Genomic DNA, 21,852 nt, shown 5'->3' on the forward strand with positions numbered 1-21,852 from the left:
TTAATTACTAAATAATCTTACTCTACTATTTTTGCTCTGTATTAGTACCAAATACCATAACGTATTGCTAGTTATAAACTTTAAGCTCTTTTTTTGTCATGGTGCTTTGAGTTCATGTGATATTTATCATTCTTCTCTCTTTGTGAAAAAACTCCCAAACACAGAAAATGAGGATTTAAATTGAGATGCCCAAATTATCGGTAGTTTATTTTGTTTGCTATTGGATAGTCATTCTTCAAGGCATGTATCAAACTACTAAAAAGGTAACTCTGCTGCATCCTGCATAAACAATTAAAGCCCACGAAAAAATAGTCTGTATAAAAATACAGACTATTTAATCCGGGGTTAATTACTTTTAGTTAGGTTTATTATTCAACCAAGGTTACCGATACATCATCCACATAAAAGTCAGCGGTGAGTTCACTTGACTCAACATAAAGTAAAGCGGCGCTTTCCTGCGTTGTAATTGAATGTGTGTAAGTACCTGATAACTGAACCCAGTCGCCTGCTGCAACTGTTGTAACAGGCGTCAACTCAAGGTATTCAGTGCTAGTGTGCTCTATTTGTAGCGTTAGTTTTATATCTGGTGAAACGGTACTGGTATCGTCAGATAGCTTAACCCATGCAGATACGTTATAGGTTTTATCTGCTGTAAATAAGCCTTTTACATCCTTTTGTAACCCATTCCATGTTTCAGTTCGACCTTGTACTAAAGCGCTATTATTACCGCTATGAGCTTGGGTTGACTCTAAGGTTATGCTTGCACTGCCACGCGCTTGCCATGAATCAAGTCCGGCTTCAAAGTCGCCATTAGTTAGCAGCTCTGATGAAGGTGCTGGTTGTACAACTTCAATTAGCTCTTTTAATGCATTAGCAAATCCTTGTAAGGCAGGTTTTGCAGTAAAGTCATTAAAAAATAACAGTGGCCATTCTGTTGTCGGCTCTGGCCAGTTTTGTAACCAGCTATCCTCGTCAATTACGCCCCAAATTGTAATACCACCGCGTTGATCTTCAGGTACAGTTTCTAGGTATGTTTTAACAATATCGTAGTAGTACTGCTTTTGTTCATCTGCTCTTTCACTGGTTAAGTAAGTTAGAGGAATGCCGCCTTCGTTGTTCATACGAACATCTAGCTCGGTAATTTTTACTTTGATTTTAGGGCGAATATCGACCACTTTTTGAAGGTGTGCCTGAATGGTTGAAATATCAGGGCTGTTAAGTGAAATATGAGATTGAAACCCTATACCATCAATAGGCACGCCATTGTTGTGAAAATCGTTAACCATATTGATAACAGCATCTAATTTATCTGCATTCCAAATCAGGTTGTAATCGTTATAGTATAAGTCGGCATCAGGATCGGCTGCTCTTGCTGCTTTATATGATAACGGTAAAAATTCAGCACCTATATTTTCAAACCACACAGATTCGTCAGCGCTGTCGTTTGTGGTTTTTTCACCGCGGTATTTACCATTTTCCATAAACGCTTCGTTAACTACATCCCAGCTAACTACCGTATCGTTATCACCTTCTTCTTCAAAATGAGTGGCAACTTGAGTGATATGATTTTCCATCATGGTTATCCACGCGGCTTTATCACCTTGAAAACTTTGCATCCAAGGCGCAATTTGCGAGTGCCACACAAAAACATGACCATGTACCGTGAGTGAGTTGTCTTTGGCGTAGTTAACTAGCTCATCTGAATCATCGTAAAAAAATTCACCTTGGGTTGGTTGTAAATAGGTAGGCTTCATAATGTTTTCAGCAGAGAGCTGATTAAAGTGTTGTTCAATAATCGTTTTAATCTCTGGTCTGTCTATTATGCTGTTACCAAATCCACCCGCAGGAACAGCTACACCAATATTAAAATTAGGTGCTAATGCTTTTAAACTTTGTGCTGTCACTTCGCTGTATTGAACATCAGGTATTTCTTCTGCTGGTACATCGTCTAAAATAAAGCCTGAAAATTCGTCTAGGTAAATAGACTTGTTAATGTTCTCTTCTTTTGAAAAGTGAATTGCCAGCCTAACTAAAGAGTCAGCTTCGGCTGTTGCGGCTGTTAATGTTATTTTTTGCCACTCGCCTGTGAGTGTTTCTTTTACTAGGCTAAGTTGACCATAATCTGGCGCAGGTGTTTGAATCCAAAAATCGGCACTGGTTCCCTCTTCACCTTTGGCCCAAACACTAAATTCGTAATTTTTACCTCCAGTGATAGGAAGGTCTTCATAAGCTATTTCAATTCCCCAAGGGTTGTCACCCAATGTATTAACAATAACCTCAGCTGCTTTGGTGCCTTTGTAAGTATTAACGCCTTCTTGCGATTCAATTATCTCTATAGTAGAAGTAGCGCTTGATTCTTGATCTGGTCTAAATACCCAATTTCCGACGGGCGTTGTTTGCCCTGTAGTGTCTTCTTCAAACCCACCATTTGCTATTTCAGCTGCTATTGGCGCTTCAGGCGCTGGAGTATCAGGGGCTACTACTTCCGGTATAGGTTCAGGCACCGGTGTATCTTTATTATCCCCCCCGCACGCCATTAATAGTGATACTAAGGTCACTAATCCGGTGTTACGAAAAATCGATTTATTCATTTTTTATTCCTTAGACTAAAGCAATAAATGAGTTGTTTTTAAACTAGGTGCAGTAAAGCCATTTGAGTGAATAAAATATGATAAGAGTATTTCTACTGCATCATCAAAAGCTATTATTCAATATGACTACAACTAATTAGAAAAACAAACAGTCATTTATATTTATTATTTTAATATCTCTTCAAACGTTAATATTTACTTTGTACAAAGGTACAAATATAAATTTAAAATCATAAAGTTATAGTTAAGGTTTAAATTAAAATTTATTGTTTTATATCGTGTGTGTGAATATGCAATCATAAAATTAACCTAAAACCAACATTGTTATAGTCTATTTAACAATAAGGATCAAGGCTAAAATTTGACCCGTTTCTTATTGAGTATGCTTTGAGTTTGATTTAAGTCTGATAAAAATAATTAAATAGAAGGTGTAAGTGATACTTGTGCTTGTATTACTTAGGTAAGATCAGGTTTTGCAGCTCCTCGCTTAGCAAACGTAACTTTTATTTGCCTCAATATAAAATTTGCAAACAAAAAAAGCCGAGTATTTAAAAATACTCGGCTTTGACTACACAATGCGATTTACTTAACTACATCAGCAATGGTTTTAATAACTGGCTTAGGGTTTAAATTACGATCCCATAGTAATGGGTAGTTTGTTCTGTTTGGGATTGGGTAGTCGTTTTTCCACGACATACCATCGTGTAATCCCCAAAAGGTTACGCGGTCTATCTTGTCGCGCTTTGCATAAAACAATTCAAACAAGGCTTTATAACGGGCGTTTAGTTGCGCCTCTACGTCGCTTGGCAAGCCATTTTTGTAAGGGTCGAGGTAGGTTTCAAACTCTTCTAGCTGAAACTGTGGTTTCATCATATCGGTGCCGGTAATTTGCCCTTCTTTTGTTAAAGGCAGCACGTCTATATCAAGCTCGGTGATCATCACTTTTATACCCAGCGCGGCATATGCATCGATGGCTTGTTCAATGTATTGCATTTTAGGAAAGTTAAGCCCCCAATGCGCTTGTATGCCAATGCCGTCGATTCGAATACCCTCTTTTTGCAGCATTTTGATCATGCGTATAATGCCGTCTCTTTTTTCTGGTCGCCATGCATTAAAATCGTTGTAGTAAAGCTCGGTACTAGGTGAATACTGCTGGGCGTATTTAAACGCGGCTTTTACCATAGTATCGCCATCGCCTACGCGGTTAACCCACACAGTTGGGCGATAAGAGCCATCATCAGCAATCACTTCGTTAACTACATCCCACGCATCTACTTTGTTTTTATAGCGCCCTGCTACAAGCTCTATGTGTTTACGCATTTGCTCTAATTGCTCTGCTGGGGTATTTGGCTCATTTTTGCTATTTGTAAAAAACCAGTCAGGCGTTTGGTTATGCCACACTAAGGTGTGGGCTACGGTAAACATGTTATTTTGCTTGGCAAAATCTATAAACGCATCTGCACCACTAAAATCGACCTTACCTTGCTGTGGGTAAATTACTTCTGCTTTCATGGCGTTTTCTAGGGTGACTGTATTAAATTGCTTAGCAATAATTGACTGCGCGGCTGCGTTTTTGCCTGTCACTATATCTTGATTTACAGCAACCCCCATTTTGAATGAGTCTGCAAAGGTGTTTTTAAGAGCTTGGTCTTGTGCAGCGTTTACGCTTAATGACCCTGCAAGTAAAAGCAGGCTGAGTGTGTGTTTTTTATGCATGTGTGTGCTCCGTTGAATCGTTATTATTTTCGATAAGTATCATACAACGAAAAAAATAAATGATATAGTCAAAATGACCATTAATTATAAATTAAACAAACCTGAGTAAACGTCTATGCTAAAAACACACAAAAAAACGCTAAGCTTAGTTGTATTAATGCTCTGTTTTAATAAAGCAGCGCTGGCACAACAACCTGAAAATACACCTTTGTTAAACACTGTAAACAGCCAAAGCAATGAGCAGTCGCCATTAATAAAGGGCGTAACACCCACACTTGTTAGTGACAATTTATTATTTTTAGAAGGCCCAACGTGGTCAAGCCAAGACAATGCGTTTTATTTTTCAGAAATGAACTTTGCTAGCTCGCAAGCACTTGGCCCTGATTCGACCATTTATAAATTAGTGCTTCCCAATACCCTCACCACTTATTTAAAACACAGTGGTACAAACGGCTTGTATGCCAAAGGAGAGAGCCTCTATACGCTTAACCATAGTACGCAATCGCTTTCTAAAATTAATATAAAAAGTAAGACCAATACCGTAATAGTCAATAAATTTGATGGGCTAAGCTTTAGCTCGCCAAACGATATGACTATGCATAAAAATGGCGATATATTTTTTACCGATCCTAATTGGCAACTAGGCGAACGCACTCAGCAAATGTCTTATACCGGTGTGTATAAGTTAAGCAATACGGGCACACTTAGTTTAATTGACGCTACGCTTGAAAAGCCCAACGGTGTTGCACTATCCCCAGATCAGCATACCCTTTATATTGGCGACTTTAGCAACCGCGTAAGCAAATACACCATTGATGAAAACGGTGATATTTCACCACGCGAAGACTTTATTAAAGTAACCTCGCCCGATGGCATAAAAGTAGACTCCGCTGGCAATATTTACGTTAGCAGCCACAAAAAAGGCGTTATTAATATTTATACGCCAGAAGGTGCATTTATCGATAAAATTGAACTGGGCCCTAATGTAACCAACCTTGCCTTTGGTGGTAAAAACCGAAAAACGTTATTAATAACTACCGCTAAGGGGTTATTTACACTTGATGTAAAAATAGCTGGTTTGGCTAATTAGCTAAATTAGTTAAATTAGTTAAATTAGTTAAATTAGTTAAATTAGTTAAATTAGTTAAATTAGTTAAATTAGTTAAATTGGTTAAATTAGTTAAATTAGTTAAATTAGTTAAATTAGTTAAATTAGTTAAATTAGTTAAGCAACTTATTAAAGAGGAAGTTAAGTTTATTAGTTAAGCACAAAAACCGGTGTAACTTGGTTACACCGGTTTTTTTTGCTGCCTAAGCTTTTGCTGCTTAGGTATTGTTATTTTAATTAAACGTGTTGTTATAAAACTTAAAATTGCCCGATACATGCAGCATAGCTAACATATACAGCGAACCATTGTAGTAACGGTAGCTACCGGTTGGTTGCGATAAAGACCAAAACTCGTTAAAAAATTCATTTGCTTGCCCAGCATTTGTTGAAGCAAGTAACGCTACTGCATTCGCGGCTTTTTGACCTTCGCCTGCACAACCTTTGTTTTGCGCTCCACCGTACGAATACACTTGCTCGTAACAGTTTTTACTGTTGTTTGTTTTTGCATAACTTAAAAAGCCTAATGCTTTATTTACTGCACTTTTATGCCATGCTTGAGCACCCATTAAATGCGCGTCTAAACCCACATTCATAATTACGCGCCATGCATCAAATTCATACCATTGACCTGGGTTTGCTTGGCCGTTAAAAATGTAGCCAATAACAGGGCTGCCATCTAAGCGCGATAAAAATGTAGGTAAATTCCAATGCGGATTATCACTTACTTTCGTAAAATGGTTTTTAAGTAAGGTTCTACTTTTTGTGGCTACTTGTCGCCAGTAATTTTTGTCTGCTTGGTTAGTTACGTTATTAGCAAAGTAGTCGTAAAACGCAGGTATATGGTAAGAAGGGTCTGTTAAGTTATCAATGTAAGGCGAAAAGCGGATTATTTGGTTTTCCATCAGCTTATTTTTAATTGTATTTAACATGATAATAGCATCGTTGAAGTAGTTAAACTCCCCCGAATTACCCCAACGAGCTGACGCATTAAGTAGTGCAAAAGCAAAGTACTCTTCGCCATCCGGAGCGGGGCCTTCATCTACTTTATAAACAAAGCCGTTTTGATTAAGCTTTAGTTTCCACGCGTAAACGCCTTGTTTTTTAGCATCAGGGTGGTTGTCTGGATTTTTTTGATACGCTTTTGCAAAGCGCCATAGGTTATCAAATTCTTCTTGTTTATTAAGCATGACAGCGGCGGTCATTCCCCACGATTGCCCTTCTGTTCTTATATCATCACCCTCGTCAGGGTTAATTGCTTTTATGTAGTGTGCTTTATAAACACCGTTTTCGGTGTACGGGTAGTAAAGTTGTTGTGTGTTGTTATAGCCAAACATATTGTCAAAAGTACTATTCACTTTTTGCTGTATATTTGTTTTACCCATTTCTTGTGCGAGGTTACGGTATGCTCCTGAACTGTCGGCGCCTACACTCGATGGGTTATTATTAAATGCAGCAAGTGATTGATAGCTTATTAGTGTTAACAATAAAGTTGTTATTTTAAAAAATACTTTCATGTTTATCCTCTTTATTTGAATTATAACAGCGTGCAATTTAATATAGTCTTTTTGACCATTTGATCAAGAGGTTCTCAAAACTATTTATCTGTTTTATAAACTAAGAGAAATGTGTGAGGTGCTTAAGAAATGCTTAAATATAAAAGGCCGCTTAAAAAAGTAGCCTGAATCGACATGAATTGTGCTAAAAAGCGTATTTATTAGTTATTTATTAATTACTACTTTTTTAATCCTTTACCCGTTGCAGCCCAATAAATTCCGCCATAAATATGCTCGGCTAAAAACTCACTGCTATACACCGCATTAGTATGCCCAAGGGCTGTATAAAACGAGCGTCCGCCATCGTAATTGTGATACCACGAAATAGGATGAAACGCCCCCATACCCGAGCCTGTTTTGTTATTACCCCAATCGGCATTTGGGTTGTAAGTTTGCTCATCAACCGTGAGTAAGTAGTTTAATTTAGTCAGCTCGGGCCCAAATTCGTACCACTCGTCGGTCCAAAGCATCTGCTGCGGCATGTGATTTAAGCCAATAAAGTTAGTATTAGGCACTTTACTTAATACACCAGTTTGAATAACAGGATGAATATTAAAGGTGCGCCCCACCAGCTTTTGGTACCAAGACCAATCGTATTCGGTATCTGATGCGCTATGAATGCCAACAAAGCCTTTGCCTGCTTTTACAAATCGCTCAAGCGCGGCTTGCTCTTTTAGGTTTAAAATATCGCCCGTGGTTGATAAAAATACCACTACATCAACATTTTTTAAGTAATCGTCGTTAAAATAATGGCTTTCTTCGTGCCAAATTAAGTTAAAAAAGTGCTTATCGGCTAAGCCTTCTAGCGCTTTAACGCCTTCGGTTTGCGACTTATGGTGCCACCCTGCGGTTTTTGTAAATAGCAGCACATTAAATTGCTTTTTAGGGAGGGTATCAAACCCTGTAGCATGACTTTTTTGCACTGTTGCCATACTCAGCGCCAATACAACAAAGCTTAATAGCCAACCTTTATATGCGAATCGAGGTAAAGAAAAAGACATAGTAATCCTATTTAAAATGAACAAACATATTGGCCGTTAGCCGCCCTGTTTGTGGACACGACGAAATATCGGTAGATGTATTAAGTAAACTGGTGTGCAGCAAATATCCAGGAAACACAATAAGCCTATTTGGCTTATATTCTATGTGCTTGTAGCACTCAAATTCACTGTGCTGCGTGGTGCAATAACTAGGCTTTGCATTATCTGATTCAAGGTACTTCTGAGCATATGTTAAATACGTGTTTTTGCGCTTTGAGCTTATTGTTTCAAACCCTGTTTTTTTATGTCTAAAAAATCCAGTGCCGCCGTGCGCTCCCTCTCCAAGGTAATGAATAATGGCAATTAGGTTAGGATCGTTGGTATCAAAGTGTGGCAAGGTTTGTATTGGTGATAGCTGCTGCTCCGTTTTAGTAATTAACGATAAGGTATTATCTTTTGGGCATGGGGTAAGTGTTTGCCCAATATTAAATACGTTATAAAACCCCTGTATAAGCGGCTTTAAGTAATCAACCACACATTGCTTTGGCAGCGGCATGCGTAAACCTGGGTATTGAGTGAGTTTGTCAGGCTTAAACTCTCCCTGATTTTGCGCATGATTTTCATCAGCACTTTGCGCTAAGTTTATAAGTTTTTGCGGCTCACTAAGGTAGTCGTCAATTATAATAATTGGCGTTTGCTCTTGCCCAATAAACTCATATTGCGGCTGTAAGTTATTGCCAAGTGTTAGCATAATACTTACTTAGCTTTGCAATAATGATTAATAAAATCAATGTGACTCGGTAAGCTATTTGCTTTTTTAGCCACATGATTTTTTATTGATTCTAAAAATCGTTTAAGCTCATCATCGCTCATGCTATCAACAATTGGGTGATAATTTTGCGGCATTAGCCCTTGCCCTAACATCACTTGTAACCACGATGCTTCGCCAAATAGCTCTTGCTCTGCTTTATATACATGCCCGCTTTGCTTAAATAGCTCAATGCGCTTGGCGAGTGACTCTGGTATTGGCATGTTTTTACAGTAGCGCCAAAAGTCGCTGTCGGTGCGCTGCGTCACATGGTAATGCAGCACAATAAAGTCGCGAATATTTTCGGCTTCAAAGCGCATTTTGTTATTAAAGTCATCTTGATAGCACGACTCAATTGCTTTTGTGGGCATGTTTTGCATTAATCTTATAATGCTTTGCTGAATTAAATGAATACTGGTTGATTCAAGCGGTTCAATAAAACCGCTTGCTAAGCCAATAGCCACACAGTTTTTGTTCCAATGTTTACGCCGTGTACCGGTGCGGTATTTAATAACGCGCGGCTCATTAATAGGTTTGCCTTCTACGTTATTGAGGAGCGCTGTTTTGGCCTCATCATCGCTCATGTATTTACTACAAAACACTAAGCCATTACCACGGCGGCTTTGCAGCGGTATTTGCCACTGCCAACCACATTTATGTGCCATTGCACGTGTGTATGGCACAATTGGGCTTACTAATTCTGTTTGCACTGCTACTGCGCTGTCGCACGGGAGCCAATGGCTCCAATCTTCGTATCCGGTGTGTAGCGCTTGCTCTATTAATAAACCTTTAAAGCCGGTGCAATCTATAAATAAATCGCCCTCAATAATTTGCCCGTCACCTAAAGTAAGCGATTTTATAAAGCCATTGGTGGGCTCTAAATTAACTTTGCTTATCATGCCTTCTATACGTTTAGCGCCGTTTTGCTCTGCAAAATTTCGTAAAAATTTAGCGTACAAACCGGCATCTAACTGATAAGCATGGTTACGGTCTTGATTCGGCACTACGGCAAATTTACCCAAGCGACTTGCTACGTGCTCTGTGCAATAGTCGCCAATATCGGCTGCAACACCTTGTTGCATACCTTTTAGCCAAAAGTGCTGAAAACCTGCAGCCCAACAGCCTTGCCCAACATAACCAAATGAGTGAAAGTAGCTTTGCTGGTTTTGTTTCCAGCCCTCAAACGATATGCCTAATTTGAACGTGGCGTTAGTGGCTGCCATAAATTCTGATTCGCTGATTTTTAGTAAATCATGAAATATATGCAGCGTAGGAATAGTTGACTCCCCGACCCCTACGGTAGGAATTAAATCGGATTCAACTAAGCACACTTCAATATTTTTACCTAGTAGCTTTGCCATTGCAGCGCTACACATCCAACCGGCGGTACCGCCACCTGCTATTACGATTTTTTTAATTGCATTTTGATTCATATTTCAAACCTTACAAGTACGCTTAGCGTCTTAATTTATTTTGTAATTCGGCTCTTAATTTACGCGCTGCAAGCTCATCCATTGGCTTTGCTAAAATAGCCTGTGCGGGCTCTGGGATGTGAGTAAATTCGTTATCAGCAAATACGTAGTAATTAAACAAACGTTGCCATGCTGCGCGCTCATGCTTTGGTAAATTACGTATGTTTAAAATAGCAAGGTGCAACGCATTAGTAGGCTGACCATAAACCGCAGGCGTATTTTTAAACCAATAATTAAACAGTATATTTAAACTGCCAAGCCCCTCTACTTGGTGCCACCACATGCTGGGCAATATAAGGGCATCGCCGGCTTCAAGATCAACGGTAATTGCCGCTTTTATTGCCTGCTCAAACTTAGGAAACTGCTCAAAGTTAGGTGCAGTTGTAGTGGTTAAGCTTATTGGCTGACCACCGGGTGCTTTATCAAGCGGGCCTATGTATAAATTGTCTATTTGATCGGGGGCAAATAAAGTAAAACGCCTTTTACCTGCAACGCAACATGCTAAATTTTGCGCTACGTCGTAATGTGCTGGTACGGTAACTTTTCCGCCTGCCCATACATTAAATAAACAGCCTTCGTTTAATGCGTTAACTTGGCAGTGATTAACCAAACCAGGTAAGCACTGTGCAATGCTAGTAGAGCCAATGTATAAAGTGTCGGCTTGTGGGTTATTTACACTTTGCGTTATTTGTTCAAGCGCACTAATAAATGCCGCTTGTTGATTAGTAAAGTTAAAACCGCTCATATCGGGGTTATACCCTACAACCCCGCTTTGACTGGCAGGTATTGTGCAAGTGTTAACTAAAAAACCTTCGTAAAACGGTGTTAAATAATCAATCGCAGCTGCATCAGATTTTTTAGCGGCAATAACGAGGGGCCAATCGCTTACAAACCCTTTTAGTACAATAGGCACAGACGAGTTTAAAAGCTCCTTGGGCAAGGTGCTGGGAGTTAAGCCATTAAGCGTTTGAATTTTATTTTCTAAATTTTCCATAGTTAAGCACTTACACAGCGTGCTTTTGTAGCATAAGCTGCTCGTTTTTAAGCGCGACTAAATCACGTACATGTACTTGCGAGGCAATGACCATGTATATACACGCTAAATACCCTTGTGAGTGCAGCTGCGCAATTGCATCGCTACTTAGTTGGTTAAGCGTGTCTTCGTTTATGGTGTAAAAACCGAGTAAGTTATGTTTAAGCCCGTTTACTAAATCAAGCTCTAGGGATACCGATTCAAGTAAACCATGTTTAATTAAGGCTTTAATAAAGGGCTGGTTTTGTTGTAAACCATGATGCAGATTATCGAGCACATTTATTACGTTTTCGAGGTAATCGCTGTTCCCGCCGTGTTCTAAAAATAAGTTAATACCCTGCTTTGTTGATACTTTTGGTGAGTCTAAATCAATGCTAAGCATGCGCTCTTGCGTTGCTACACCGTTTTGCATTGTATTTTGAGTCGCGATAGCAAAAGGCAGTCGCTGCATACTTAACGGAATGTAGTGTGCTTGCCATTGCTGGTTTACTAAAAATAAGTTTTCGTCTTTATTTATGCCGTACAAACACACCGGCGAAAATGTATTTGTTGTATCGTCCTTGGTAAAAAATATTGGGTAATGTGCTTGAGCGACTCTAAATTCGCTCACAAATGTATCGCTGTACCAAACCCCGTCACCTAAGTGTGCGCTGCGTGCAGGGTTTATTTTTAAATGCTGATGCTCAACATTATTTAATAATGCATGATTGGTCATGGATTGTGTGCTCCAATTGTTGTTGTGTGCCTTTACCTACTGCTACGAGTTAAATGTAACAAATAGGTTAAATTCACATTGACTATAACAGTTGGGTATTATTATTACTAGGTTAATTTAGGCAAATAAAAAGCCGCAAAATGCGGCTTTTATAAGGTTGCTACAAGAGTAATTTATTAAAAATTATAACGAACACCTAAACCGTAACGAGAGCCAGTTTGAGTGATGTTATAAATCAGCTCTTGCTTACGCCCGTACGATGTTACGTACTCGTCAGTAATGTTTATACCTTCAATAAATACAGTAAGTCCCTCTACTGCTGGTACTTCGTAACTTACGTTAAAGTCTATTTGGTAATACTCATCGGTGTAAATTGGTGCGGTTAAATCGCCATTTACACGACGCTCATTTAAAAACGAGTCGCGCCAGTTATACGCAATACGTGCTTGTAAGCCTTCTTTATCGTAAAAGAACACCACGTTTGCTGTATCACTTAACCCTACTAGTGCTTCTGTATCCTCTAATGAGTCGTTGTCGTATTCAAGACCTGAGTCAACCATGGTGTAGTTAAAAATACCGCCAAAGCCTGACTCACCAAATAAATGCTGAATATTAAATTCAAAGCCATCAATGGTGTATTCTTGGTCGCCATTTACAGGCACGTTTATTCTAAAGTTAATTGGATCATCTGAGTCTGGGTCACCAACAATTGTGCCACCGTCTAATTCACCATCTTCATCAAAATTAGGCTGCACATTTGGATCATCAGCAAAGTTTTCAAAAATGTAATTTCTGATGTCTTCGTTAGATGCATTACCACCTAGTGCACTTGATGCAGCTCTAAATTTTTCACCATTTAATGGGTCATATAAGTTAAATATATTTGAGTCGATAGTGCCTGTAGTGATCCAATTTGTTACGTCTTTTTTAAAGTAACCAAACGAAATATAACTTCCTTCGTCGTAATACCATTCACTTGATAAATCGTAGTTAATTGATTCAAGCGGTTTAAGACCTGGATTACCAGAGCCACCCGAATAACCACTTAAACTACCCCCGGTATTAATAGTTGTACCGCCTTGTAGCTGACCGTAGCCCGCTCTTGAAATAGTTTTACTCGCTGCTGCACGTATCATTACATCTTCAACAACTTCAATATTAAAGTTAATATTAGGTAGGAATTGACTGTAATCTGCCGATTGGCTTAGCGTTTCAATACCGGTAACACCGGTTACTGATGTGGCTGTATCTTCGTTCCACTCTACGCGGCTGTAACCTGGTGCGGTTGCTTTAGAAAATACGTCTGTTTTTTCGTAGCGTAAGCCAATTTGCAGGTCGAAGAACATGCCGCTCAATTCGCCTTTGTAGTTTACTTGTGCAAAAGCAGACTGCGTTTTTTCTTCAGTAAAGCGGTTTGTTGCTGCATCCCAGTCGGTTGAAGCACAAAATTGTCCTTCGCCGTTTGGTCCTGCCGCTGCGCCGTCGGCTGCTTTACAATCACCATAAAGGTTATCTACGTTGGCAATAGGATCTGCGTACTCTGCTGCATTTACAATCGCATCAAAATCGGCAAAAAAGATTGTATTAAATAAATCGTATTCGCCTTGTGTTGCAGTGCCTTCAAAGTTACCCGCTTTAGCTTGAAACTTATCTAAAATAGTATCTTGGCGCCAATCGATATCAGCAAAGTCGCCCTCAACACCAACCCCACCCCAATCTGGGCGCTGCACTTGTGTATGACGATAATGGTTGTTTACTTTATTAACTGCAACACCAAAATCAATACTTAAACTGTCGTCAAAAAAGTACTTACCTGAAATTTGCGTTTGATCGATTTCTGAATCGTATTTGTCGTTTGCAAACCAGCTACCCGATAAACGCATGGTTTCTGGGGTAAAATTTTCAATGTTACCAATAGCAATACCGGGTAAGTCGCCGGTTAAATCAAGCCCGGTACGTGAACGTGTGTACGATGGTAACTGAATATTGTTACGTGTACCGTGGCGTGGATCAGTTGCTTTCATTGAGGCTTTTGAACTGTGGTGATCAAACTCTAGGTTAAGTTGATCAGACACTGTCCACTCTAAATTAAAGCCTAATGAATCTGTTTTTTCTTCGCGACCCCAAGAACCTACCGTAAGCGACGTATCGCGGAAATCGGCATCACTTTGGATGTCATAAATTTCTGAGTAAATGAGTGGGTACGCGTTAGGCTCGCCCGCCCAAACAGATTCACTTCTGTCGCCAGCGTAGTTAAACCAAACTGAGGCGTCAGTGTGCTGCTCTTCAACGGTTGTTTTAAAGCCCGTGTAATCAAGGGTTGCTGTAATATTTTCAACAGGTTGATATTGAAATACCAACTGACCATTTACACGTTCACGTTGACGTTCCTCAAACACATAACGTGGTTGTTGCGGGTTTGAGTAAATGCCTGATGTAGGTCTGTTTGCTCCGCCTTCTGCGCCTGCAGGTACACCGCCCCATCCTGTATTTGTGTAATCAGATGCTCTGTAGCCTTGATCTTGAATAAACTGCTGCATACCGCTTTCACGGTCTTGGTAGCTACCTGAAATCGAAATACCAAACTTGTCATCCCCAAATGTTTGCGAATATAAACCGCTTACCTCTGGTGTAATGCTACCCTCGTCGGTAGATTGATCGTCTACAGCTTTAACGCCAAACGATGCTTTTATACCTGGGCTATTTAAGGGTCTGTTGGTTGTTAAGTTTATAGTTGCACCAATGCCACCTGAAGTAACACTTGCGTCTGATGTTTTATAAACTTGCACGCCCGATACGCTTTCAGATGCGACATTTGCAAAATCAAATGTACGGTCACCTGTTGTATTTGGAAGTTGGCGGCCATTAATTGTAATTAAGTTATTAGCAGGTCCAAATCCACGGACTGTTACGCGGCTACCTTCACCGCCCGCTCTATCTATTGATACGCCGGTAATACGTTGTAGTGATTCAGCAAGATTGGTATCAGGAAATTTCCCCATATCCTCAGCCGAAATTGCATCGACAATACCAGAAGAATCGCGTTTAACATCCATAGAGCGCTGCAATGAACCTCTAATGCCGGTTACTTGTATTATTTCTACATCTTCATCGGCAACGGTTTCTGCAGCGTAGCTTTGGTGAGGAAGCGTAACGGTACCCATTGCAGCGAGTATGGCTGTTGAAATTATCTTTTTCTTAAACATCATGATGCCTTTTTCTTATTTAATTATTATTGACGTACTGCAAGACTTTAAGAATTACTCGAAACATAATTGTAAACTATTTGTTTCATTTTACGGTCAATAAATAATTATTGTGTGTGTATGTTTTAAACGTTTTACAAAGACCACAACCAGTTTTAAACATGTGTTACTTAACTAAAAACCGTTAAATAACAGCACGTTTATGCTAATTCTTTGTGCTAATTTTTTGCTTTAAAATATTTTCATTTTGTCATATGTCCTCAGCTTCCTCTTATTTTGACCATTAACAATAAAAATTAATGGTCATATTGACCATATCTTTTTTATGCAAATAAAAGCCGTAGCGGTGCTTACGAAGATAATTTGCATTGTTTGTAACTATTTTTACTAAGCGTGTTCATATGGGCTTATTGTTTGAATTTTTCCGTTTGAGTCGTGTTCGAGCTTAGCCATTTTCATACTGCGTAAATGGGTTTGCCCGCCCGACAACGTGCTGTCGTGATAAAATAAAAACCAATCACCATTGTGTTTAACAATTGAGTGATGCGTGGTCCAACCTAGTACTGGGTTTAAAATAACGCCCTGATAGGTAAATGGTCCGTATGGGTTATCGCCTGTTGCGTATACAATTTTGTGCGTATCGCCCGTTGAGTACGAAAAGTAATAAACACCGTTGTGTTTGTGTACCCAAGGGCCTTCAAAAAAGCGGCGGTTATTATCGCACACTGTAATTGGCGAGCCGCTTTCATCGAGTACAACAACTTCTTTTACGTCTTCGCTTAGGCTGATCATATCTTCAGATAATCTTGCTACACGCGCAGGGATTGCAGGTTCACCATTTTTGGGATAGGTGTCTTCATTGTTAAATTCGCTGGTTTGCCAATTTTGTAATTGCCCGCCCCACAAGCCACCAAAATACAAATAATGGCTTGAGTCGTCATCTTCAAATACAGCTGGGTCGATACTAAACGTCCCTTGAATGTAATCATCTTCTGCTTTGAATGGACCTGTTGGGCTGTCACTTTTTGCAACGCCAATTCTGAAAATACCTTGCTGATCGCGCGCCGGAAAATAAAGGTAATACTGACCAAGTTTATGCGCTGCATCGGGTGCCCACATTTGCTTGCTTGCCCATTTTACGTCATCTACACAAAGTGCTACGCCATGGTCAATGGCTTTGCCTGAGCTTTCGTCAAGGGAAAACACATGGTAGTCGCGCATTGCAAAGTGGTCGCCGTTATCATTAATTTCATTTTTTGATTCAATGTCATGCGATGGATAAATATACACTTTGCCGTTAAACACATGCGCAGACGGATCGGCGGTATACATGTGATCAACTAATACATTATGATTTTGTATTAACGAGTTGGCTCGTTGTAAGTCTTTTAACTGTTTAAGTTCAGCGTCACTTAATCCATTAGATGGGGGTGCTGCTTGTGCTGTATTTTGCATTTTCACTCCTAGTATTGCCTGCCCACTTTGCACTTTTAAAAGGTGCAAAGTGGACTGCTAAATTAGTTTATGGTTTTGTTATCAGCCAGCTGCGTTTGAATGCGCTTTACCTCAGGCTCGGTAAGTTTGTAACGTGTTATAAAAATTAAACATGCCACGGTACAAATTACTGGAATGCCAGCAAAGGCGAGTAAAATGCCTGATAACGTGTGTTCTGACTGCTCTTGATTAGGCACGTATGCATAGCCAGATAATATCCACCCTGCAATAGCACCGCCAATTGCAAAGCCTAGTTTTATAGCCAATAAATGACCCGAAAACGTAACAGCGGTTAATCGGCGACCAATTTTTAATGCGCCGTAGTCAACCGTATCTGCCACCATCGAAAACATAATTGGGGTAATTATCATGTGGGCAAAGTTAGCAATAAAGTAGACGATAAAAATGGTGACTATGGCGTCGCGCTCAAGTACGTAAAACATGCTATGAGAAATAATTACGACCACTAAAGCGACTATAAATAGTGTTTTCTTTTCAATAAATTTGGTTAAAAAGTTAGTAGACACAGCGCCTAGTACTGAGCCAATTGCTGAGAGTGTTAAAAAGTTAGAAGTAAGTGAGGCTTCTCCTACGTAGTACTTAATATAATGCGGTGCTACAGAGGCTCTAACGCCAATTAAGATTAATGTTGCTAGGCTTATAACGGCTATCACAACCCATTGATCGTTTTTAAATAAGCTTAAAAACTCAAGAAAGGCATTCTTTTTAGTTTGCGCGGGTTTAACTTGTTTGGTTTCTTTAGTCATTTTAAAACATAGTAAAAAACAAGCCGCAGCAAGTCCGCCTAAAAACACCATTGCTAGCGGGTAACCTACTACATCGTCGCCGTCACCAAAAAAAGCAACCAGTTTAGGCAGTGCCCATACAATTACAAGCAGTGCAGCCATTGCCATTGCAAAGCGGTATGACTGAAGCGATGCACGCTCTTTAGGGTCGTTTGTCATTACTGCGCCAAGTGCGCCGTACGGTATATTAATGGCGGTATAACACGTCATTAATAGCCCGTAAGTAAAGTAGGCATATATAAGCTTGCCCGTAGAATCAAAATCTGGGGTTATAAATGCTAAGCAAGCAAACACACCGTAAGGCACGGCTAAAAATAATATATATGGGCGGTAAGAGCCCCAACGGCTGCGCGTTCTATCGGCAATACTGCCCATTATTGGGTCAGTAATACCATCAAATAAACGAACCGCTAATAATAAGGTACCCGCAGCGGCTGCAGATAAACCGTAAACATCGGTGTAAAATATCAACATAAAGTTAGCGACCATTTGAAATACAATATTACTGGCTGTATCACCAAGGCCGTACCCTATTTTTTCTTTAATTGTGAGTGTGTGTTTTGTGTTGTTCATGTGTGCTCAATTTTCAATGCAAATCGATATAGTCAAAAATACTATATGCATTTTTAGCGCATGTAAACATTTATGTTACATTTTTAATCGGCCAGTAATTTATTTAATACATGACGCTAATTAAGCGTTAAATTTACTAACATACAAAGGTATTATTCGTTCAATAAAAAACCAGTACTTAGCCAAAACCGAATAAGTGCGTAAACGCATAAAAATAGGTACAGTTAATAACGTGGATAATTAAATAGATGTGATTGTTTTAAATAGGAATTATAAAAGTTTTTTATTTGCGCTTTACCCACCTTTTATATATTCTTAATAGTCTTTATAACAATATCTATGTATAGCTTTGGCTGAGTAATTTATGCACTATAAAACATCAAACATTTCTAACAACATCGACGAAGAATCGATTCCTGATGACTGCATTAGTAATCTAACCGTAGATAATATTGTATTTGCTATTCATGAAGGTAAGTTAAAGGTGTTGCTGGTTAAATATAATCGGGGCCTTGCAACAAGCCAATGGGGTTTAATTGGTCATTGGGTTCGTAAAGATGAAAACTTAGATCTTGCAGCTTTACGTGTTGTTAAAAGTACGACCGGTGTTGAAAACCTGTACTTAGATCAGTTAGGTGCTTTTGGTAACGTAGACCGCTACCCTGCCAGACGTATTATTACCATTGTTTATTATTCGCTCGTTCGCTTTGAAGAAACCAACCTTGTGAGCGGCGATAATGCTTTAGAATGTGAATGGTTTGATGTAAATAGTGTACCCGCTTTAATGTTTGACCATGCCGATATTTTAAAAAGTGGCCTTGATTACTTACGCTACAAAGTAAGACACGAGCCTATTGGTTTTAGCTTACTCCCAGAAAAATTTACCCTGCTTGAGCTACAAGGGATTTACGAGTCAATTTTAAATAAATCACTCGATAAACCTAACTTTAGACGTAAGTTTCAAAAAATGAACTTATTAATAAACTGCAAAGAAAAACAAACCAACGTAGCTCACAGAGCCGCAACGCTTTATCGTTTTGACATAAACGTGTACGAAAAATTAAGAGAGTTTGGTTTTACGTTTGAGTTTTAATTGCTTAAAAACCTTATTGGATTGAGGTTTACTCTTTATGAACTAACTCTATATTGCTAAAGTGTATGCGTTACTTATAATTTATTCCCATTATCAATACACACTAATCAAAAAGGAGCTTTTTACTTGAAACTTACGCCGCCCTAGGCAACCACTCCCTTTTTCATCAGCACGTTGCGTGCAACCTTAATCGCCATCTGCGCGAGAATCATTGTTATTTAAATAAAATACTCCCCTATACTTTGGGAAACTAACTAATTAGGTTTATTACATGTTTGATCACGTAAAAAGAGATTGGCTCTCTAATGTTCGTGGTGATGTGCTTGCTGGTATTGTTGTGGCGCTTGCCCTAATACCTGAAGCTATTGCCTTTTCTATTATTGCGGGTGTTGATCCAAAAGTAGGTTTATATGCCTCATTTTGTATTGCGGTTATTATTGCCTTTGTAGGCGGACGCCCTGGCATGATATCGGCTGCTACCGGTGCAATGGCACTGTTAATGGTGACGCTGGTTAAAGATCATGGTCTGGAATACTTACTGGTTGCTACCTTACTCACCGGTGTACTACAAATATTTGCAGGCTTTTTAAAGCTCGGTGAGTTAATGCGGTTTGTATCGCGCTCTGTTGTAACAGGGTTTGTAAACGCACTGGCGATTTTAATATTTATGGCGCAGTTACCTGAGCTGACTAATGTTACTTGGCATGTTTATGCGATGACTGCAGCGGGTTTGGGTATTATTTACTTATTTCCGTATATTCCAACAATTGGCAAAATCCTTCCCTCCCCTTTAGTGTGTATTGTTGTTATTACCTTACTTGCACTGTTTTTAGGGCTTGATATAAGAACAGTTGGCGACATGGGCGAACTGCCAGACACCCTACCTATATTTTTATGGCCTGATGTACCGCTAACACTCGAAACGCTGCAAATTGTATTACCGTATTCGATTGGTCTTGCTGTTGTGGGCTTACTTGAATCCATGATGACCGCCACTATTGTTGATGACTTAACCGATACAACGAGCGATCGCAATAAAGAGTGTAAAGGTCAAGGTATTGCAAATATTGGCGCAGGTTTATTTGGTGGTATGGCGGGTTGCGCCATGATTGGGCAATCAATTATTAACGTTAAATCGGGCGGTCGTGGACGACTTTCAACCTTTATTGCTGGTTTATTTTTAATCATCATGGTGGTGTTTTTAGATGAGTGGCTGCGTTTAATTCCTATGGCGGCATTAGTTGCAGTAATGATTATGGTATCGATTGGTACGTTTTCGTGGACATCCGTTAAAGATTTAAAAAAGAACCCTCTTTCGTCAAACGTAGTGATGATTTCAACCGTCATTGTGGTTGTTGCCACGCATAATCTAGCCATTGGTGTTTTAGTTGGCGTATTGCTAGCTACGTTGTTTTTTGCCAATAAAATTGGTCGCTTTATGGTTGTTACAACTAAGCACGATGAAACTAAAAATCTAGTAACTTATGAAGTTGTAGGTCAGGTATTTTTTGCCTCAGCAGAGCAATTTATTGCTTCGTTCGATTTTAAAAGTGCGGTAACAAATATTGTTATAGATTTAACCCATGCACATTTTTGGGATATAACCGGTGTATCGTCACTCGATAAGGTGGTTATTAAATTTAGACGCGAAGGCGCAACAGTGAATATTGTTGGTATGAATAGCGCAACCGAAACAGTTGTTGATAAGTTTGGCGTACATAACGACCCTAAAGAAGTCGATAAACTACTTGGCGGTCATTAAGGAGAATGTAATGAAAAAAATAATTACCTGTATCGATGGCTCTGTCATTACACACGCTGTAACCGAAGCTGCTATTTGGGCTTCAAAAAAGTTAGATAAATCAATTAGCTTTATACATATGCTTGAAAAAATACAACAAACTAATGTAGGTAACTACACCGGTACGATTGGTTTAGGTGCCCAATCGGCTTTGCTTGAAGAAATGACAAAACTCGATGAACATCGTAGTAAAGTTTCTTTAAAACTAGCAGATGAATTACTCGACTCGGTTGCTGTACAAGCAAAAATTGCTCATATTCAAAACTATGAATTAATTAAACGTCACGGTGATGTAATCGACGCTATTATTGATTTTAAAGATGATACTCGCTTAATCGTTATTGGTCGAAATGGTGTTGATCATCGTGTTGATTTAAATGCACTTGGTTCACACATCGAAACGCTCGTGCGTAGCGCCTCGCAACCAATATTGCTTATTTCTAGAAAGTTTAAGCAGCCTGAATCATTTATGATTGCGTACGATGGTCGCGAAACAGCCGACAAAGCACTGCAACAAGTTATTGATGGTGGTTTATTACATGGGCTTCATTGTCATTTAGTGAGTATTAATAATAATGAGAAGAACTTAGAAGAGAAGTTTCTTAACGCTCAATTTAAACTCAGTAGTATGGGTTTTGAAGTGTCTGCAAGCTTTTTAGAGGGCAATATTTTTGACTCGTTAATGCAATACAAAGAACAAAATAACATTGATTTGATTGTTATGGGGGCTTTTGGGCATTCTAAGTTAAGGCAGTTTTTTGTGGGCAGTAATACCATTAAAATGCTCGAAAACAACGATGTGCCAGTTATTATATTAAAGTAAGTGGTTGTTTTAAGTAAGCACCACTTTAAAGTAAGCACCTGTTTTAAATGATATTTTAATGACCTACTTTAAAAGGCCTA

15 protein-coding genes are annotated in these 21,852 nt (G+C 39.2%); 4 read left to right on the top strand and 11 right to left on the bottom strand.

The window, feature by feature from the left end; all coding sequences use genetic code 11:
- Positions 1 to 368: 368 nt before the first annotated feature.
- On the bottom strand, positions 369 to 2,591 hold the full coding sequence (locus I6F44_RS08325) for an endo-1,4-beta-xylanase (protein ID WP_197173582.1): 2,223 nt from the start codon (positions 2,589 to 2,591) through the stop codon (positions 369 to 371).
- A gap of 582 nt (positions 2,592 to 3,173) precedes the next feature.
- Entirely contained in the window at positions 3,174 to 4,307 is a 1,134-nt protein-coding gene (locus tag I6F44_RS08330) for an endo-1,4-beta-xylanase (RefSeq protein WP_165721800.1), read from the bottom strand.
- Between the two features lie 115 nt (positions 4,308 to 4,422).
- On the opposite strand from I6F44_RS08330, the gene I6F44_RS08335 reads away from it, so the two are divergent.
- Complete coding sequence (locus tag I6F44_RS08335) at positions 4,423 to 5,397, top strand: SMP-30/gluconolactonase/LRE family protein (RefSeq protein ID WP_197102299.1); 975 nt, start codon at positions 4,423 to 4,425, stop codon at positions 5,395 to 5,397.
- A 251-nt stretch (positions 5,398 to 5,648) separates the two neighbouring features.
- Here the strand turns inward: I6F44_RS08335 and I6F44_RS08340 are convergent, their stop codons facing one another.
- From I6F44_RS08340 to I6F44_RS08380, 9 genes are all read right to left on the bottom strand, one after another.
- Positions 5,649 to 6,929 carry a glycosyl hydrolase family 8 gene (locus I6F44_RS08340; protein WP_197173583.1) on the bottom strand — a complete coding sequence of 427 codons (1,281 nt, stop codon included), beginning with the start codon at positions 6,927 to 6,929 and terminating at the stop codon, positions 5,649 to 5,651.
- Positions 6,930 to 7,147: 218 nt separating this feature from the next.
- Positions 7,148 to 7,969, bottom strand: a complete 822-nt coding sequence (locus tag I6F44_RS08345; protein ID WP_197173584.1) for a ThuA domain-containing protein — start codon at positions 7,967 to 7,969, stop codon at positions 7,148 to 7,150.
- A gap of 7 nt (positions 7,970 to 7,976) precedes the next feature.
- A complete protein-coding gene (locus tag I6F44_RS08350) occupies positions 7,977 to 8,699 on the bottom strand; it encodes a DUF6445 family protein (protein ID WP_197173585.1) in 723 nt (240 codons plus the stop codon).
- Between the two features lie 5 nt (positions 8,700 to 8,704).
- A complete protein-coding gene (locus I6F44_RS08355; RefSeq protein ID WP_197173586.1) occupies positions 8,705 to 10,189 on the bottom strand; it encodes a tryptophan halogenase family protein in 1,485 nt (494 codons plus the stop codon).
- A gap of 22 nt (positions 10,190 to 10,211) precedes the next feature.
- Complete coding sequence (locus tag I6F44_RS08360; protein WP_197173587.1) at positions 10,212 to 11,222, bottom strand: cupin-like domain-containing protein; 1,011 nt, start codon at positions 11,220 to 11,222, stop codon at positions 10,212 to 10,214.
- Between the two features lie 10 nt (positions 11,223 to 11,232).
- Positions 11,233 to 11,976: a SapC family protein gene (locus tag I6F44_RS08365; RefSeq protein ID WP_197173588.1), complete on the bottom strand. Its 744-nt coding sequence runs from the start codon at positions 11,974 to 11,976 to the stop codon at positions 11,233 to 11,235.
- 176 nt (positions 11,977 to 12,152) lie between these two features.
- The gene (locus I6F44_RS08370) at positions 12,153 to 15,182 is read right to left on the bottom strand and encodes a TonB-dependent receptor (RefSeq protein WP_197173589.1); all 3,030 of its coding nucleotides are present in this window, start codon (positions 15,180 to 15,182) and stop codon (positions 12,153 to 12,155) included.
- 387 nt (positions 15,183 to 15,569) lie between these two features.
- A complete protein-coding gene (locus I6F44_RS08375) occupies positions 15,570 to 16,637 on the bottom strand; it encodes a glycoside hydrolase family 43 protein (RefSeq protein WP_197173590.1) in 1,068 nt (355 codons plus the stop codon).
- 62 nt (positions 16,638 to 16,699) lie between these two features.
- On the bottom strand, positions 16,700 to 18,055 hold the full coding sequence (locus I6F44_RS08380; RefSeq protein ID WP_197173591.1) for an MFS transporter: 1,356 nt from the start codon (positions 18,053 to 18,055) through the stop codon (positions 16,700 to 16,702).
- A 364-nt stretch (positions 18,056 to 18,419) separates the two neighbouring features.
- On the opposite strand from I6F44_RS08380, the gene I6F44_RS08385 reads away from it, so the two are divergent.
- The 3 genes from I6F44_RS08385 to I6F44_RS08395 all read left to right on the top strand — a co-directional run bounded on the left by I6F44_RS08385 (position 18,420) and on the right by I6F44_RS08395 (position 21,772).
- Positions 18,420 to 19,148, top strand: coding sequence for an NUDIX hydrolase (locus I6F44_RS08385; protein WP_007585186.1), 729 nt, complete (start codon positions 18,420 to 18,422; stop codon positions 19,146 to 19,148).
- Positions 19,149 to 19,419: 271 nt separating this feature from the next.
- Entirely contained in the window at positions 19,420 to 20,910 is a 1,491-nt protein-coding gene (locus tag I6F44_RS08390) for a SulP family inorganic anion transporter (protein WP_197173592.1), read from the top strand.
- Positions 20,911 to 20,920: 10 nt separating this feature from the next.
- A complete protein-coding gene (locus I6F44_RS08395; protein WP_197173593.1) occupies positions 20,921 to 21,772 on the top strand; it encodes a universal stress protein in 852 nt (283 codons plus the stop codon).
- Positions 21,773 to 21,852: the final 80 nt, after the last annotated feature.

It is taken from the genome of Pseudoalteromonas sp. NZS11_1 (genome assembly GCF_015864275.1).
Lineage (GTDB): Bacteria > Pseudomonadota > Gammaproteobacteria > Enterobacterales > Alteromonadaceae > Pseudoalteromonas > Pseudoalteromonas arctica.

Bases quoted from the DNA above. Each gene is read 5' to 3' on its own strand.
- I6F44_RS08370 (WP_197173589.1), bottom strand. From the start codon at position 15,182: ATGTTTAAGAAAAAGATAATTTCAACAGCCATACTCGCTGCAATGGGT.
- I6F44_RS08390 (WP_197173592.1), top strand. From the start codon at position 19,420: ATGTTTGATCACGTAAAAAGAGATTGGCTCTCTAATGTTCGTGGTGAT.
- I6F44_RS08330 (WP_165721800.1), bottom strand. From the start codon at position 4,307: ATGCATAAAAAACACACACTCAGCCTGCTTTTACTTGCAGGGTCATTA.
- I6F44_RS08360 (WP_197173587.1), bottom strand. From the start codon at position 11,222: ATGGAAAATTTAGAAAATAAAATTCAAACGCTTAATGGCTTAACTCCC.
- I6F44_RS08365 (WP_197173588.1), bottom strand. From the start codon at position 11,976: ATGACCAATCATGCATTATTAAATAATGTTGAGCATCAGCATTTAAAA.
- I6F44_RS08325 (WP_197173582.1), bottom strand. From the start codon at position 2,591: ATGAATAAATCGATTTTTCGTAACACCGGATTAGTGACCTTAGTATCA.
- I6F44_RS08355 (WP_197173586.1), bottom strand. From the start codon at position 10,189: ATGAATCAAAATGCAATTAAAAAAATCGTAATAGCAGGTGGCGGTACC.
- I6F44_RS08335 (WP_197102299.1), top strand. From the start codon at position 4,423: ATGCTAAAAACACACAAAAAAACGCTAAGCTTAGTTGTATTAATGCTC.
- I6F44_RS08380 (WP_197173591.1), bottom strand. From the start codon at position 18,055: ATGAACAACACAAAACACACACTCACAATTAAAGAAAAAATAGGGTAC.
- I6F44_RS08345 (WP_197173584.1), bottom strand. From the start codon at position 7,969: ATGTCTTTTTCTTTACCTCGATTCGCATATAAAGGTTGGCTATTAAGC.
- I6F44_RS08340 (WP_197173583.1), bottom strand. From the start codon at position 6,929: ATGAAAGTATTTTTTAAAATAACAACTTTATTGTTAACACTAATAAGC.
- I6F44_RS08375 (WP_197173590.1), bottom strand. From the start codon at position 16,637: ATGCAAAATACAGCACAAGCAGCACCCCCATCTAATGGATTAAGTGAC.
- I6F44_RS08350 (WP_197173585.1), bottom strand. From the start codon at position 8,699: ATGCTAACACTTGGCAATAACTTACAGCCGCAATATGAGTTTATTGGG.
- I6F44_RS08385 (WP_007585186.1), top strand. From the start codon at position 18,420: ATGCACTATAAAACATCAAACATTTCTAACAACATCGACGAAGAATCG.
- I6F44_RS08395 (WP_197173593.1), top strand. From the start codon at position 20,921: ATGAAAAAAATAATTACCTGTATCGATGGCTCTGTCATTACACACGCT.